Here is a 14,656-nt window from a genome sequence, read left to right as displayed (position 1 = left end):
TCGCGGAGGATATGGCTAAGAAAGACGGGGCCATCGAGGTCGAAGGACGAGTAGTCGAGCCGCTGCCCAATGCGATGTTCCGCATTGAGCTCGAGAATGGCCACAAGGTCCTCGCCCACATCAGCGGAAAGATGCGTCAGCACTACATTCGCATCCTCCCGGAAGATCGCGTTGTCGTAGAGCTCTCGCCCTACGATTTGTCGCGCGGACGCATCGTTTACCGCTACAAGTAACGAACTTCCCGGATCTGACCTGGGTCAGGGAGAAGTACGTCTGCCAGGGTTTCACCTTGGTGGACTGCGACAAAACAGGAGATCAGAAGACGTGAAGGTTCAGCCGAGCGTCAAGAAGATCTGCGAAAAGTGCAAAGTAATCCGCCGTAACGGCCGGGTCATGGTGATCTGCGAGAACCTGCGTCACAAGCAGCGTCAGGGCTAGATCTAGCTTTTCGAAGATCTGCTTGGCAACAAGCAAAGAAGACCTTCCAGTACCAGCCATTGTTGACGAGACCCCACGCGATCGTTTACCGATCGACAAGGTCGGACAATGGTTCACCCCCGGCACGGAGGCCGGGGCCCCACTGAGTTAGTTGATGAGACCAGCCACGTTCTCGGACGTGGTTACTCGGCAAGAGGCACAGGGGATGGGCTGGGAGCAGACCTCCGCACACCGATAGGAAATGCCAACATGGCACGTCTCTCTGGTGTTGATCTTCCTCGCGAAAAGCGTATGGAGATCGCACTGACATACATCTACGGCATCGGCCGTACCCGCTCCAAGGAAATCCTTGACGCCACCGGCGTCAACCCGGATCTCCGGAGCAAGGACCTCTCGGACGAGGACCTGGCAAAGCTCCGCGAGTACATCGAGGAGTCGCTCAAGGTTGAGGGTGACCTTCGCCGCGAGGTTCAGGCCGACATCCGTCGCAAGATCGAGATCGGCTGCTACCAGGGCCTGCGCCACCGTCGTGGTCTGCCCGTGCGTGGTCAGCGCACCAAGACCAACGCCCGTACCCGTAAGGGTCCGAAGCGCACCATTGCCGGCAAGAAGAAGGCGAAGTAATGCCCCCGAAGTCACGTAGCACCGGTCCGAAGAAGACCCAGAAGACGCGTCGCAGGGATAAGAAGAACATCCCGCACGGCGCCGCTCACATCAAGAGCACCTTCAACAACACCATCGTGTCCATCACGGACCCCGCCGGAAATGTCATTTCCTGGGCGTCTTCGGGACACGTCGGCTTCAAGGGTTCGCGTAAGTCGACTCCCTTCGCCGCTCAGCTTGCTGCTGAGAGCGCTGCCCGCAAGGCGCAGGAGCACGGTGTCAAGAAGGTTGACGTCTTCGTCAAGGGACCGGGTTCGGGTCGCGAGACCGCGATTCGTTCGCTCCAGGCCGCAGGCCTCGAGGTCGGCACCATTTCCGATGTAACTCCCCAGCCGCACAACGGCTGCCGTCCGCCCAAGCGGCGTCGGGTATAAGCGGGAAGGAATAGGTAGAAAATCATGGCACGTTATACCGGACCCATCACCCGCAAGTCGCGTCGTCTGCGCGTCGACCTCGTTGGAGGCGACCAGGCATTCGAGCGTCGCCCGTACCCGCCCGGACAGCACGGCCGCGCGCGTATCAAGGAGAGCGAGTACCTGCTCCAGCTGCAGGAGAAGCAGAAGGCTCGCTTCACCTACGGCGTCATGGAGAAGCAGTTCCGTCTGTACTACAAGGAGGCGAACAACCGCCCCGGTAAGACCGGCGAGAACCTGCTCACCATCCTGGAGTCGCGTCTCGACAACGTCGTGTACCGCGCAGGCCTCGCTCGTACGCGCCGTCAGGCACGTCAGCTGGTCACGCACGGTCACCTTCTCGTGAACAACAAGAAGGTCGACATCCCGAGCTACCGCGTCTCGCAGTACGACATCATCGATGTCAAGGAGAAGTCGCTCGCAACGCTTCCGTTCCAGGTTGCCCGTGAGACCGTCGGCGATCGCCCGGTTCCCGCGTGGCTGCAGGTTGTCGGCTCGCGTCTGCGGATCCTGGTTCACCAGCTTCCCGAGCGTGCGCAGATCGACATTGCTCTGCAGGAACAGCTCATCGTCGAGTACTACTCGAAGTAAGGTGCTCCGCGCCCTGTGCGCCTTTTCGGTAGTTCCGACTACTGGAAAGGCGCACGGGGCCGCAAGCCCTTTCCCATCGTGGGCGTCAAATAGTGGACGTCCGTACAGGAGGAAATACCAATGCTCATTTCTCAGCGACCCACGCTGACCGAAGAGGTCATCGCTGATAACCGCTCGAAGTTCGTCATCGAGCCCCTGGAGCCAGGTTTCGGGTACACGCTCGGCAATTCGCTGCGCCGCACGCTGCTCTCGTCGATCCCCGGCGCTGCTGTCACCAGCATCCGCATCGACGGCGTTCTCCACGAGTTCACCACGGTCCCCGGAGTCAAGGAAGACGTCACCGACATCATCCTGAACCTCAAGGGCCTCGTCGTGAGCTCCGAAGAGGACGAGCCGGTCACCATGTACGTCCGCAAGCAGGGCCCCGGCGCTGTTACTGCAGGCGACATCGTGCCCCCGGCCGGCGTCATCGTGAACAACCCTGATCTGCACATCGCCACCCTGAACGACAAGGGCAAGCTGGAGATCGAGCTCGTAGTCGAGCGCGGTCGTGGCTATGTCCCCGCCGTCCAGAACAAGGCGTCCGGCGCAGAGATCGGCCGCATTCCGGTCGACTCGATCTACTCGCCGGTGCTCAAGGTCACCTACAAGGTGGAGGCCACTCGCGTCGAACAGCGCACCGACTTCGATCGGCTCGTTCTCGACGTGGAAACGAAGAACTCCATCACCGCACGGGACGCGCTCGCTTCTGCGGGCAAGACCCTGGTTGAGCTCTTCGGCCTGGCCCGTGAGCTGAACGTCGAAGCAGAAGGCATCGAGATCGGACCCTCGCCCGCCGAGGCCGATCACATCGCATCCTTCGGACTCCCCATCGAGGATCTGGACCTCACGGTCCGTTCCTACAACTGCCTCAAGCGCGAAGGTGTTCACACCGTCGGTGAGCTTGTCGGCCGTACCGAGTCCGATCTGCTCGACATCCGCAACTTCGGACAGAAGTCCATCGACGAGGTCAAGGTCAAGCTGCATTCGCTCGGCCTGTCCCTCAAGGACAGCCCCGCATCCTTCGATCCCACGACCGTTGCAGGCTACGACGCCGCCACCGGAACGTGGAGTGACACCGATGCCGGTTCCTTCGGCGATGCCGACGGTACCGAGGACTACGCCGAGACCGAACAGCTGTAGCAGCTCAGGTCCTTTACTAGGAGATCATCATGCCCAAGCCCAAGAAGGGTGCCCGCTTCGGCGGGTCGGCTTCCCACCAGAAGGCGATTTTCGCCAATCTGGCTACCGCGCTCTTCGAGCACGGTCGCATCACCACCACCGAGTCCAAGGCCAAGGCACTGCGCCCCTACGCCGAGAAGCTCGTCACGCACGCCAAGGCCGGCACGCTGGCTCACCGTCGTGAGGTGCTGAAGGTCATCCGCAACAAGGATGTCGTTCACACCCTGTTCGCCGAGATCGGCCCGTTCTACGCGGACCGTAACGGTGGATACACCCGCATCATCAAGACGATCCCCCGCAAGGGCGACAACGCTCCGATGGCAATCATCGAGCTCGTCAAGGAAAAGACCGTCACCTCCGAGGCTGACCGCGCACGTCGCGTCAAGGCTTCGCAGGATGCTCCCGCCGCAGAGAACGTCGTCGAGGCCGTTGAGGCCGAGGCAACCGAAGCTGAGGTCGAGAACGCCGATGCAGTTGTCGAAGCTATCGAGGACGAGACCGCAACTGCGGCCGACGCCCCCGAGGCCAAGAAGGACTAGTTCCCTTGGTTTCAGCACACGCTGAATCGAACGAGCCCGCCGCCCCCCTCGGGGACGGCGGGCTCGTTCGATTGCGGCTCGACATTTCCTACGACGGCACCGATTTCTCCGGGTGGGCCCGGCAGTCCGATCTACGCACGGTGTGCGGTGAGATCGAAGACAAACTGGGAACTGTTCTACGGCAACCCGTTCAGTTGACTGTCGCCGGTCGGACGGACGCCGGCGTCCACGCGAGTGGCCAGGTGGCGCACGTCGACGTGCCCGCTGATCTCCTGCCGGCCGATCCGTCGCGGTTGGTTCGGCGACTCGCTCGGTTCTTGCCGAAAGATGTTCGAGTCAAGAATATTTCCGTTGTCCCGGCGGATTTCGACGCGCGATTCTCCGCGATGCGACGCTATTACGAGTACCGGGTGTCCAACGCGATGTTCGGCGTCGAACCACTTCGTGTGCGTGACATGGTTTCGTACCCGAAGCCTCTTGATCTGTCTGCGATGCAGGAAGCGTCGCAGCGGCTTCTGGGGCTCCACGACTTTGCCGCATTCTGTAAGCGCCGCGAAGGTGCAACGACGGTACGCGAACTTCAGCGGTTCGACTGGGTACAAGAGGGCACGGTGTTCACTGCCTACGTGAATGCCGACGCGTTCTGCTGGTCGATGGTCCGGAGTCTTGTCGGCGCCGTATTGTCCGTCGGCGAGGGGCGTCGTACGTCGGATTGGCTGGCCGGGTTGCTCGATGAAACCTCGCGGTCGAGTTCCATCCTGGTGGCGCCCGCTCATGGATTGTCGTTGGTGCGAGTCGATTACCCGGACTACTCGGAGTTGGCGGCCCGCAACGCGATTACCCGTGAGACCCGCGAATTGCCGTCGGTCGGCGGTTGCTGCGGCGACTGAGCGCTCATACGGAAATTGCCCTCCCACGATTGTGGGAGGGCAATTGTCGTAGATCGCTATCCCGCCAATTGGCGGGCGATGACCAGACGCTGAATCTGGTTGGTGCCCTCGAAGATCTGGGTAATCTTGGCTTCACGCATGTACCGTTCGACCGGGAAGTCCTGGGTGTAGCCGTAGCCGCCGAATACCTGTACGGCGTCGGTCGTGACCTTCATCGCGGCGTCCGTGGCAATCAGTTTGGCGACGCTGGCGTTGCGGGAGTACGGCACTCCGGCGTCGCGGCGGCGGGCCGCATCGAGGTAGGTGGCACGTGCCGAGTCGACGGCTGCGGCCATGTCGGCGAGAATGAAGCCGAGCCCCTGATGATCGATGATCCGCTTGCCGAAAGCCTTACGTTCCTTGGCGTAGGCAACCGCGTCGTCGAGTGCGCCCTGGGCGATGCCGACTGCAACTGCTGCGATACCCAACCGGCCGGAGTCGAGGGCGCTGAACGCAATGGGAAGTCCCTGACCGCGTTGGCCGATGAGGCGCTCGTCAGGAATGAAGGCGTCGTCGTAGTTCGCGGAGGCGGTGGGAACCGCACGCAGTCCCATCTTTTCCTCGGGTTTGCCGAAACTCAGGCCTTCGGTGTCCTTGTCCACCAGGAGGCAGGAGATGCCGCGTGAGCCGTCGTCGCTGGTGCGGGCGAAGAGGTTGTAGAAGTCTGCCTTGCCGCCGTTCGTGATCCAGGCTTTGCTGCCGTTGATGCGGTATCCGCCGTCGACGGGTGCAGCCTTGCAGGACAGTGCTGCTGCGTCGGATCCTGCCTGGGCTTCGGAGAGGCTGTAGGCGCCGATGGTATTGCCGCCCAACATGTCCGGCAGCCACTTGTTCTTCTGCTCGTCGGTGCCGAAGGTGAAGAGTGGGAAGCAGGAGAGGCTGTGAACGCTCACTGCGACGGCTACCGCAGCCCAACGTGAGGCAATCTCTTCGAGAACCTGCAAGTAGACCTCGTACGGCTGATCGCCGCCGCCGAATTCCTCGGGGTACGGCAGGCTCAGCAGCCCGGCTTGGCCGAGTGCGGGGAAGACTCCGTCCGGGTACTTCTCGGCCTTCTCGTATTCGTTGACCTTGGGGGCGAGGACCTTGTCTGCCACGTCTCGGGTCAGTTCGATGAGATCGCGAGCTTCTTGGCTGGGCATCAGACGTTCGACCGGCACTGTCGACTCCTGTTTCTGTAGTAGTACTGACAACGATACTGCAGTACTGTTTCTAGTATGGCAAGAGTGACGGCACGCAGAGCGCAGCTATTCGATCAGTTGGTCGAGCTTTTCCTCGGTGAAGGATTTGCTCATCTCACTCTCGACGAGATAGCTGCGCGTCTGCATTGCTCCAAGAGCACCCTCTACACGGTTGCGGCCGGCAAAGATGATCTCGTGCGCGCCGTCACGGTTCATTTCTTTCGTGCAGCGACAAGTGCCGTCGAAGACGCGGTTGCGGCGCACACGGATCCATTGCAGCAGGTGAGCGCATACCTCGAAGCCGTCGGCGATCAACTTTCCGCCGCATCACACCAGTTCATGGAGGACCTCGCCGCGTCCGCGTCGGCGCGTCAGGTGTACGAGAAGAACACCTCGATCGCGGCGAGTCGAGTTCGCGAACTGATTGTTCGAGGTGTGGAGACCGGCGCGTTTCGCGAAGTGCACGCATCGTTTGTCGCTGACGCCGCCTCGACCACGATGGTGCGGATACAGCAACGTGACGTCTACAAGGCGACCGGATTGGACGACGCGCAGGCGTACCGCGAACTTGCCGCCCTCATCACCACCGGGATTGCTGCGACAGGTGCGCCGTTACCATCAACGACATGACCGATCTGTTTGTCGAGGTAATTGTCGGTTCCGTGCGCGAGGGACGAATCGGTATGGCTGTGGCCGATTGGTTTGTTGCGCGTGCTGCGCAGCAACCGGATTGGTCTGTCTCGGTCATCGACCTCGCCGAATTGGTGCTTCCAACGGATTTTTCGCCGTCGGAAGCCACCGAACAATTGCGTCGACGCATCGAGCGCGCCGACGCCGTTGTTGCGGTCACACCCGAGTACAACCATGGATATTCCGCTTCTCTGAAGACGGCTCTCGACTCGGTGAAACACGAATGGCGGGCAAAGCCGATCGGTTTCGTGTCGTACGGGGGAGTGTCGGGCGGTTTGCGAGCGACGGAACAACTGCGTCAGGTGGTAGCCGAATTGCACATGGTCTCGGTTCGCCAAAGCGTGAGTATCCACCAGGCCCGCAAGCAATTTCGTGCACCAAATCCTGTTCTCGACCCGATCGCATCGGATGCCGCCGACCGGATGATCGACCAATTGGACTGGTGGGGACGAGGACTGCGCGACCATCGCGGGCGGCAGCCCTATCCCGGGTGACCCGGCTACGACGGCACCGGGAACTCGGCCCCTGCCCGCGGCCGTCCGATGAAAGATGTTTCAGCGGCGATGGTCACCAAAGTGAGTTCGACGCTCGTCTTGTTCGTTGCAACAACAATCCGATCCCCGAGAGCATTCGGCTGGACGATCGTGAGATCGGGATCGATCTCGGGCCATTGCGCCGGGGTGCCGTACACGTAGACCGCGGTGACACCGGCACGCGGGGGAAGAGCCCGAACACCGTCGAAGACAACGGCGTTGAAGGTTCCCTCGGCTCCTTGTCCGTGGCCGGAAACTCGGAGGCGATCGGGCACCCCCATCGAGTCGATCAAGGGTGTCCAGGTCTCGGGCCGATCCGTATGGATCAGAACGCGGGTTCCGGTGGCGACGGCACGGAAGATCAATTGTTGAGCGAGATAGAGTTCCCCGGCTACGAAGACGGTATTCACGCCGGTTCCCGCAACGAGGGCAGCAACGCCTTGGCCTCGATCATCGGATCCGAGAAGTTGTCCGCATCCCGCTAGTGGGAGCTCGAGTGCGGTCAGTTCGGCAGCATCCATCGTTCGAGCGGGCGAGATGGAGTCGAGCGCGGTGAGTGCTGTCGGCACGTTGGTCAGCAGAGCATCGTGTTGGCGGCCACGCATGGATACCAGCCCGGCGACCGGGGCAGTCTTCGGGAGATGCCGAGTTGTGAATCGACACGTTGCGCTCACTGTTGTCAGTCCGGTTTCGGGGCGCGGTCGGAGTCGAACCGTGACCGAGGTACCCAGTGTCGCGGCCGCCCACACCTGCGCAAGACTGTCTTTGGTGATCGACTTCGGTTCGATTCCGTAACCGAGATTCGATACACCGGGAAGTGGTGTGGAATACCATGTTTGGGCCACGTCTGCGACTTCCACACCGCGACTGACCTGTGCGATCGACGAGGAGATCTCGGGTGCTGTCAAGATGCGTGCCCGGGCACCGGCGGCTTCGAGAACCCGGACCACGCGACTTGTCGCGACAGCGATGCTGCGAGATGCTCCGTCGTCGCCACCACCGCGCCGGTCGACGGCATCGGAACCTTCGATTCGGTCGAATCGTAGTGCAAGCCAAACGATTCTGGTGGCCGTGGCGGGTAGTGGGCCGATGAGACGGTCGTACACTTCGGTTGCCGGTGTTCCGGACGCCACTCGAAATCCGTGGCTGACGATGTCGATCCCGGTGAGCGAAATGTCGTGTTGGTGAAGACAATCTGCGAGTGCGGCAGTGGGAAGGGCATGCGACGCGTCGAATGACGTTCGTCCGATTCGCGTCAGATAGTCGTGTGGCGCCATGATCTCGACGACGCTCACCAGCGTCGAACCGTCCACGCGTAGGCCGATGGATTGCTCGCTCGGCGTCTGGAAGCTCACGATGGTACCGCTGGAGGTCTGGCGCCCTCGTAGGTAGCGAATGGCGGTCTGTATCCACGTCGCGATCGATCGTCCACCGATCTGCAACAGCAGAATCACAGCGACGATGCATGCGATCACGATTGCCCACTGCAGTTCGAGTCCGGCAAACAGGGCGAGGCACGCTGCGCTGATACCCACGGCCTGTGCAACCACGAGCTGGCGCGCCGAGATCCTGTGCGACGACGGCCAGTTCTTCAAACGTGATCTGTCCACGGTTCCACCCCCGGGGGAACTGTACTGTGTCATCTCAGGGGATGTCAGGTACGGGGGGAAAGATGGCTGCTACACCTACAACTCGATGGCAGGTCAACGGATACCGCTTCCTGGTGCGGCGCATGGAACATGCACTGGTCAGGCGGGATGTGCGGATGTTGCACGATCCGATGCGATCGCAATCGAGGGCTCTGGTCGTCGGTATCGTGCTGGCGTCGTTGGGTCTTGCGGGGTGCGGCGTGCTTGCGCTTTTTCGGCCTCAGGACAAGATTGCCGACGCAACCATCGTGGTCGGAAAAGACTCGGGTGCAATGTTTGTCGCAATGGAGGGTACATTTCACCCGGTTCTGAATCTTGCGTCTGCGAGGTTGATCATCGGTTCGCCGGACAAGCCTTCGATCGTGAAGGAATCCGAAATCGACGGTAAGCCTCGGGGAGCGCTGGTCGGGATACCAGGTGGGCCGTCGGCACTGCCGGAGGCGGCAGATCCGACAAATGCGCCCTGGACCGTGTGCGACACAGTAGGCGCCGACGGCAGTCGATCCATAACCTCGACGGTGCTGGTCGGCGAACCCGAGATGCGCGACGTGGCGTCGTACTTGCCTTCTGATCAGGCGCTTCTCGTGCGTTCCGGTGGTGATCATTTTCTCGTCTACGACGGGAAACGGGCCGCGATCGACATCGGCGATCCGGCGATCACGCGAGCATTGGGACTGGAAGGAATCGAGCCGCGGCCGATCAGTATCGGCATGCTCAATGCAATCCCGGAGGTTCCGCGCATCCAGGCTCCGTCCATTCGTGGTCTTGGTACGGTGCCGCGGTATCCATTGGCGGACAAGACAGTCGGATCTGTTGTTCAAGTGTCCGCCGGCGCTGAGATGATGTACTACGTCGTGCTCGAGAACGGTATCCAGAAGGTCGGTTCAGCTGTGGCGCAACTGATCTACTTCGCTGATTCGCAGGGTGACTCGGGGATTGCCACTGTGACTCCAGATGCGATCAATCGCATTCCCTCGGTGAATGAGCTTGCCACTGCTGCACTCCCGGCGGTGGCCCCGAGTGTCGTGAACGAAGACGCAGCTCCGGTCAGTTGTCTTGTCTGGAAACCGGATCCGGTCTCGGTTGCGGCGCAGCGCAGCTCCGCGAGCTCGAGTGTGGTCGTCGGCAGCGACTTGCCGATTGCTGCCGACGCCAGGGTGGTTGCACTGGTGCAGGCGGACGGTTCGGGGGATCGGCTGGATTTTGCCTACATTGCCCCGGGTATGGGGGGATTTGTTCAAGCGACCGGGATCGAGACGGATAGCACTCGGCGCGACAGTGTGTTCTATGTTGCCGATACCGGCGTGAAATACGGCGTGCCGAACGAAGATTCGGCCAAGGCGCTCGGACTGTCGAGGCCCCCCGATCGTGCGCCTTGGCAAATGTTGGAGTTATTGGCCTCGGGGCCGTCGCTCGACAGATCGAATGCCCTTGTTGCACATGATGGAATGGCACCCGATCCGTTTCCGGCGGCGCCGGTCAACTAGCTGTCGTACGCACGCTGAGAAAGTCTCCGACGCTGGTAACAGGCGCCGACAGAATGCCCACGGCAGCGTCGACGATGAAGTAGGCCAAGTCAGTCCAGTGCGGGTCGATCGAATCTTGCTCGACCAGCAACTCGTACCGGGCGCAGACGTCGGTGACCATGCGTCCCATGATCCAGGCCCGGCCGGCCAGTACGGGTGGTGGCACGTCCACGAGGAAGGCTCTCGTTTGCTGAATGAGGTCATCTTCGAGCGGGTCCGACATCATGGAGATGAGCTCGATTCCCGATGGCACGGACCTCAATTGTTGCAGTAGGCGCGCACGCCAGCTCGGCCGCGGCAACGACGCCAGCTGATCGGTCCACGGAAGAATGAGGCAGCTCAGCAAGTCTCGGAGATCGGGATTCTCGCCCATGACGGCGACAAGTTCTGTGCGGCGCATTCTGGTCTCGGTCGCGTGGCGCTCCAAGAGGGCTCGGATGAGTTCGTCGCGTCCGCCGAAGTGGTAGGCCACCGCGGAGTGATTGGCGTTGCCGGCGTGTTCGGCGATATGGCGGTTCGACACGGCGTCGATGCCGTGGGTGGCAAAGAGTTCCTCTGCTGAGTCCAGCAATGACTGCCGTACCCGGTCTCCGTGTTGCCCCATTTTTTCCTCCGTCTACTTGTCCCCTGACTGGCTTTCCGGCGCGACGCCGCGGAAGTGGGACCAACGTCACGACTCTACCGATTGCCATTCTAAGTCATGCGGCGTAATTTTTTTAAGACGCGCAGCGTAATTTTTGAAATTTAGGAGTTCGACTATGACCACCACCGCATCGCCGGAAACCGAGCATCCACCAGGCGAGTCCACGGACGCCGAAGCCGCTGCCGCTCGCGCCCGAAAAGAGCAGATCGGGCGATACGTCGCGATGATTCTGCTGCCCTTCCTGATGGTCGGCATGATGATCACGGGGTATCTGGCTGCGATGCATGCGCCGTCCCCGAACAACATGCCGATCGCGATTGCCGGGCCGATACAGCAGGCCGATCAGTTCGCTGCTGCGCTCGAAGCATCCGATCCGTCAGCAGTCGACGTGCGAGTAGTCGGCAGCGAGGAAGAAGCGCGTCAACTCCTTCTCGACCGTGAGGTATCCGGAGTTGTGGCATTGCCCACGGCGGGCGGTGACACCGCAACGGTATACACCGCGAGTGCGGCGGGCGCTGCCCAGGTCTCGACCGTCACCGGTCTCGTTGCCCCACAAGTGCTGGAGCAGGGGCTCAACGTGACAGTCGAGGATCTGGCTCCACTTCCGGCCCACGACACCGCTGGCCTGGCGGCGATGTTCATGGCAACAGCGCTCATGCTTGCGGGCTACATGCCGTTGAGCATCACACTGTCGAACTCGCCGGAGCTGTTGCGATTCCGTCGAGTCGTGCCACTCCTAGCGGGATGGTCTGCCCTGATCGCAGCGCTCGTGTGGTTGGTCACGGGCCCGATTCTCGGTGCAGTGGAGGGACATACGGCGGCTGTTCTCGGAATCTCCTGGCTGGCCGTCTTTGCTGTGGGTTCGGTGCAGTTGTTCCTCACGCGGATATTCGGGCCGATGGCGGTTCTGGTCGGCATGCTGTTCATCATGGTGCTCGGAGTCCCGGCGTCGAACATGGGAATGTCGGTCTACACCCTGCCGTCGATCTACGCGACGCTGCACGGTTTCCTGCCCACCGCGGCAACGGGTGAGGCTCTGCGATCGGTGCTGTACTTCGGCGGCGACGGTCTCGGCTCGCACCTGATCGTCCTGGCTCTCGGCGCAGCGTTGGCACTTCTCGCGACCTTGGGTGTCGACGCGCTCAAACGTCGTCGCAGTCCTGAAGGTGGTACTCCTGAGGTGACGATGGAGTCGTTGACAGCGGGAGCACGCCCCACCAGCAACAAGGTTCGATACGCCACTCTCGCGTTCTTCCCGTTTGCCATGGTTGTGCTGATGCTCTCGGTCATGCTCGGTGCGATGTATCAGCCGGCGCCCCGCGACATGCCGGTCGCCGTGGTAGCCGCGACGAGTGAGCATACGGAGCAAGCCGTCGTCGGACTTGAACAGAATTTGGGTGGTTTGTTCGATTTGCGTGCAGTCGATTCGGTTGACGAAGCTCGCGCCCTGGTTCAGGACCGTACGGTGGTCGCTGCGTACGCACTGCCGTCCGCTGATTCGCCGACCGCGACTTTGATCACCAGCCAGGCTGCCGGTGTGAGTCAGCAGCAAGCAGTTGCCGCTGTTTTCACGAAGGTTGCGGCGGGCCAGCAGGTGCCGCTGACCACGCAGGACCTCGCGCCGCTTGCCGGCTCCGATTCCAGTGGCACGGTCAGCATGTACATCGCGATGGGCTGGATCATGTCCGGCTTCATGATCATCGTCGTCGCGAGTAGTGCCGCGCCCACTGTGATGAAGCTGCGGACCCTGCTCCCCGTGCTCGCAGGCTGGTCGGTCTTCATGTCCGCTGTGATCTGGACGATTGCCGGACCGATAGTCGGAGCGATCGACGGGCACTTCTGGCAACTCTTGGGAACCGGAATCGTCGCAATTTTCTGTACGGCATTGTTCACGACGGTGTTCGTTCGGCTACTCGGACTCCTCGCAGTCATCCCGGCGGTTGCAATTTTGATGTTCCTCGGGGTTCCGGCGTCGGGTGGCGCGATGTCGGTCTACATGGAACCCGAGATATTCCGGGTGCTGCACGGCATCCTGCCGATGCCTGCTGCTGTGGAGTCGGTTCGGTCGATTCTGTACTTCGGCGCGGACACAGTCGGTTCGCATCTGATCACGTTTGTGATCTGGGGCGTTGCCTCCTTGCTGTGCGTCATGGTGATCGACAAGATTCGTTCCGGTCGGGCCGAGGATCTGCCTCCGGAGCACACGGATCTGCCTCAGGATCAGCTCTCTGCCGTTTCCTGATGACGTGAACGGTGTCCTCGCTCTGCAAACACACGACGTATCGGAAACGATGACAGCAGGGCGAGGACTCCGAGCGAACCGACGGCCGCGACTCCGAGCAGTGCCGCGTCGCGCGCGCGATTGTCCGGCGGCGGCGGTACGGGCAGCGCGGCTAAAGTCGCGGTGTGGTGGCCCAATGGATAGGTTTCGGCGTCGCTCGGCAGCGCTGTGACTGCTGCCAACGGATCGACTATCCCATGCCCGACGTAGGGGTTCCAGCCCTCGGCCGGGGCATGGGCCGTCGACTCGATACGCTGAACTACTTGTGCAGCAGTGATATCCGGGTAGCGGGATCGAACCAGCGCCGCGGTTGCTGCGACATAGGGGGCCGCAAAACTTGTCCCGTTGATTGCTTGAACGGCACCGTCCGGGCCGTACGTTCCGTTGGTCAATCCAGTTTCGGTTGGATGGAGTGACACGATTCCGGTACCGGGAGCGGCCACGTCGACCCAGGGTCCACCGAGGCTGAACGAACTTGCCACCCCGGTGGGATCGACGGATCCGACGGTCAGTACGAAGTCGTCATACCAGGCAGGGCTCGCGAGCGTGTTGACCGAGTTCCACAGGTCTGCACCAGGTGTCAGCGGGTTGGGTGGGGGATTCTGGGTTTTGCAGCCGCCGGATCCGACATTTCCCGCGGCGGCTACGACAACGATGTCCTTGACGACGGCGGCGTACTGGATCGCGGCACCGAGGCGTTGATCGTTGATGCCCTCGGCCGCCGGCTTACATGCAACTTCCGAGATGTTGATGACGGTGGCTCCCATGTCGGCGGCGTGACGCACAGCCATGGCCATCGTGTCGACATTTCCGTACCCGGACGAGTTCTCGGCGATATTCGGATCGTCCTGGCTGCCGGCAAGGGAATACGCGGAGCTGGACTGTCGGATCGTGATGATCGTAGCGCCGGGTGCGGCACCGGAGAAGCCTGACCCAGTAACCGGTTGGGCCCCGATCAACCCAGCGACAACCGTACCGTGTGCGTCGCAGTCCTCGGTTCCGTCGGCGGTCCCCACGTAGTCGCCACCGGGTTCCAGATTGGGAAGTCGGGGATGACGGTTCACTCCGGTATCGATTACCGCGACACGCTGCCCTGTGCCTGTGGTGATCGGCCAGACCGCGTCGAATGCCAAGTCCAGCTGGGCAGGTGGGATATCGGCACCGTCGCCGCCTGATACTGGTGCGACGCACAGTGTGCGTTGTTGCGTGGACTGAGGTGGCGCCGCGGGGCCGTCCTCGGGAAGAATTAACGGATCGATGGGTGGCGGCATCGCGCCGACGGCTACGCCCTGCCCCGCACAGAGTGCGAGTGCAGCCATGGCGAGGAGTGTTGCAGTCCAGGATATTCCACGATTCATG

General features: G+C 61.7%; 16 protein-coding genes. 12 read left to right on the top strand and 4 right to left on the bottom strand.

Annotated elements, in window-relative coordinates; genetic code table 11:
* Nucleotides 1-11: 11 nt before the first annotated feature.
* The 8 genes from infA (at nucleotide 12) to truA (ending at nucleotide 4,755) form a co-directional block, all read left to right on the top strand.
* Nucleotides 12-233: a translation initiation factor IF-1 gene (infA, locus tag FFI94_RS21025; RefSeq protein ID WP_003418601.1), complete on the top strand. Its 222-nt coding sequence runs from the start codon at nucleotides 12-14 to the stop codon at nucleotides 231-233.
* A 91-nt stretch (nucleotides 234-324) separates the two neighbouring features.
* A complete protein-coding gene (gene rpmJ, locus FFI94_RS21020) occupies nucleotides 325-438 on the top strand; it encodes a 50S ribosomal protein L36 (RefSeq protein ID WP_003938068.1) in 114 nt (37 codons plus the stop codon).
* 249 nt (nucleotides 439-687) lie between these two features.
* Nucleotides 688-1,062, top strand: a complete 375-nt coding sequence (gene rpsM / locus FFI94_RS21015; RefSeq protein ID WP_033231363.1) for a 30S ribosomal protein S13 — start codon at nucleotides 688-690, stop codon at nucleotides 1,060-1,062.
* Nucleotides 1,062-1,475 carry a 30S ribosomal protein S11 gene (rpsK, locus tag FFI94_RS21010; protein ID WP_003940683.1) on the top strand — a complete coding sequence of 138 codons (414 nt, stop codon included), beginning with the start codon at nucleotides 1,062-1,064 and terminating at the stop codon, nucleotides 1,473-1,475. The genes rpsM and rpsK overlap by 1 nt, the downstream gene beginning before the upstream one ends.
* Nucleotides 1,476-1,499: 24 nt before the next feature.
* Entirely contained in the window at nucleotides 1,500-2,105 is a 606-nt protein-coding gene (gene rpsD / locus FFI94_RS21005; protein ID WP_033231362.1) for a 30S ribosomal protein S4, read from the top strand.
* Nucleotides 2,106-2,225: 120 nt separating this feature from the next.
* Nucleotides 2,226-3,287, top strand: coding sequence for a DNA-directed RNA polymerase subunit alpha (locus FFI94_RS21000; protein WP_033231361.1), 1,062 nt, complete (start codon nucleotides 2,226-2,228; stop codon nucleotides 3,285-3,287).
* Between the two features lie 29 nt (nucleotides 3,288-3,316).
* Entirely contained in the window at nucleotides 3,317-3,865 is a 549-nt protein-coding gene (gene rplQ / locus FFI94_RS20995) for a 50S ribosomal protein L17 (protein WP_138869527.1), read from the top strand.
* A gap of 5 nt (nucleotides 3,866-3,870) precedes the next feature.
* Nucleotides 3,871-4,755 (top strand): tRNA pseudouridine(38-40) synthase TruA, encoded by an 885-nt coding sequence (gene truA / locus FFI94_RS20990; protein WP_138869526.1) that lies wholly within the window; start codon nucleotides 3,871-3,873, stop codon nucleotides 4,753-4,755.
* Nucleotides 4,756-4,811: 56 nt separating this feature from the next.
* On the opposite strand, the gene FFI94_RS20985 is transcribed toward truA, so the two are convergent.
* Entirely contained in the window at nucleotides 4,812-5,954 is a 1,143-nt protein-coding gene (locus FFI94_RS20985) for an acyl-CoA dehydrogenase family protein (RefSeq protein ID WP_138869525.1), read from the bottom strand.
* 57 nt (nucleotides 5,955-6,011) lie between these two features.
* Between FFI94_RS20985 and FFI94_RS20980 the strand changes: the two genes are divergently transcribed.
* Nucleotides 6,012-6,605 (top strand): TetR/AcrR family transcriptional regulator, encoded by a 594-nt coding sequence (locus FFI94_RS20980; protein ID WP_138869524.1) that lies wholly within the window; start codon nucleotides 6,012-6,014, stop codon nucleotides 6,603-6,605.
* Nucleotides 6,602-7,159 (top strand): NADPH-dependent FMN reductase, encoded by a 558-nt coding sequence (locus FFI94_RS20975; RefSeq protein ID WP_138869523.1) that lies wholly within the window; start codon nucleotides 6,602-6,604, stop codon nucleotides 7,157-7,159. Before FFI94_RS20980 ends, FFI94_RS20975 begins: the two co-directional genes overlap by 4 nt.
* Nucleotides 7,160-7,164: 5 nt before the next feature.
* Here the strand turns inward: FFI94_RS20975 and eccE are convergent, their stop codons facing one another.
* Complete coding sequence (gene eccE, locus FFI94_RS20970) at nucleotides 7,165-8,808, bottom strand: type VII secretion protein EccE (RefSeq protein WP_138869522.1); 1,644 nt, start codon at nucleotides 8,806-8,808, stop codon at nucleotides 7,165-7,167.
* Between the two features lie 62 nt (nucleotides 8,809-8,870).
* Here eccE and eccB point away from each other — a divergent pair, with 62 nt between their 5' ends.
* A complete protein-coding gene (gene eccB / locus FFI94_RS20965; protein WP_138869521.1) occupies nucleotides 8,871-10,334 on the top strand; it encodes a type VII secretion protein EccB in 1,464 nt (487 codons plus the stop codon).
* On the opposite strand, the gene FFI94_RS20960 is transcribed toward eccB, so the two are convergent.
* A complete protein-coding gene (locus FFI94_RS20960; protein WP_138869520.1) occupies nucleotides 10,327-10,977 on the bottom strand; it encodes a TetR/AcrR family transcriptional regulator in 651 nt (216 codons plus the stop codon). The two genes, eccB and FFI94_RS20960, sit on opposite strands and share 8 nt — an antisense overlap.
* Before the next feature lie 154 nt (nucleotides 10,978-11,131).
* On the opposite strand from FFI94_RS20960, the gene FFI94_RS20955 reads away from it, so the two are divergent.
* Nucleotides 11,132-13,258 carry an ABC transporter permease gene (locus FFI94_RS20955; protein ID WP_138869519.1) on the top strand — a complete coding sequence of 709 codons (2,127 nt, stop codon included), beginning with the start codon at nucleotides 11,132-11,134 and terminating at the stop codon, nucleotides 13,256-13,258.
* Here the strand turns inward: FFI94_RS20955 and mycP are convergent.
* Nucleotides 13,237-14,655 (bottom strand): type VII secretion-associated serine protease mycosin, encoded by a 1,419-nt coding sequence (gene mycP / locus FFI94_RS20950; RefSeq protein ID WP_185993271.1) that lies wholly within the window; start codon nucleotides 14,653-14,655, stop codon nucleotides 13,237-13,239. The two genes, FFI94_RS20955 and mycP, sit on opposite strands and share 22 nt — an antisense overlap.
* Between the last annotated feature and the right edge of the window lies 1 nt (nucleotide 14,656).

Origin of the sequence: Rhodococcus sp. KBS0724 (genome assembly GCF_005938745.2) — a bacterium.
Lineage (GTDB): Bacteria > Actinomycetota > Actinomycetes > Mycobacteriales > Mycobacteriaceae > Rhodococcus_F.
This window is presented reverse-complemented; position numbering and strand designations above follow the sequence as displayed.

Bases quoted from the DNA above. Each gene is read 5' to 3' on its own strand.
- infA (WP_003418601.1), top strand. From the start codon at position 12: ATGGCTAAGAAAGACGGGGCCATCGAGGTCGAAGGACGAGTAGTCGAG.
- rpsM (WP_033231363.1), top strand. From the start codon at position 688: ATGGCACGTCTCTCTGGTGTTGATCTTCCTCGCGAAAAGCGTATGGAG.
- rpsK (WP_003940683.1), top strand. From the start codon at position 1,062: ATGCCCCCGAAGTCACGTAGCACCGGTCCGAAGAAGACCCAGAAGACG.
- rpsD (WP_033231362.1), top strand. From the start codon at position 1,500: ATGGCACGTTATACCGGACCCATCACCCGCAAGTCGCGTCGTCTGCGC.
- FFI94_RS21000 (WP_033231361.1), top strand. From the start codon at position 2,226: ATGCTCATTTCTCAGCGACCCACGCTGACCGAAGAGGTCATCGCTGAT.
- rplQ (WP_138869527.1), top strand. From the start codon at position 3,317: ATGCCCAAGCCCAAGAAGGGTGCCCGCTTCGGCGGGTCGGCTTCCCAC.
- FFI94_RS20980 (WP_138869524.1), top strand. From the start codon at position 6,012: ATGGCAAGAGTGACGGCACGCAGAGCGCAGCTATTCGATCAGTTGGTC.
- FFI94_RS20975 (WP_138869523.1), top strand. From the start codon at position 6,602: ATGACCGATCTGTTTGTCGAGGTAATTGTCGGTTCCGTGCGCGAGGGA.
- eccB (WP_138869521.1), top strand. From the start codon at position 8,871: ATGGCTGCTACACCTACAACTCGATGGCAGGTCAACGGATACCGCTTC.
- FFI94_RS20960 (WP_138869520.1), bottom strand. From the start codon at position 10,977: ATGGGGCAACACGGAGACCGGGTACGGCAGTCATTGCTGGACTCAGCA.
- FFI94_RS20955 (WP_138869519.1), top strand. From the start codon at position 11,132: ATGACCACCACCGCATCGCCGGAAACCGAGCATCCACCAGGCGAGTCC.
- mycP (WP_185993271.1), bottom strand. From the start codon at position 14,655: ATGAATCGTGGAATATCCTGGACTGCAACACTCCTCGCCATGGCTGCA.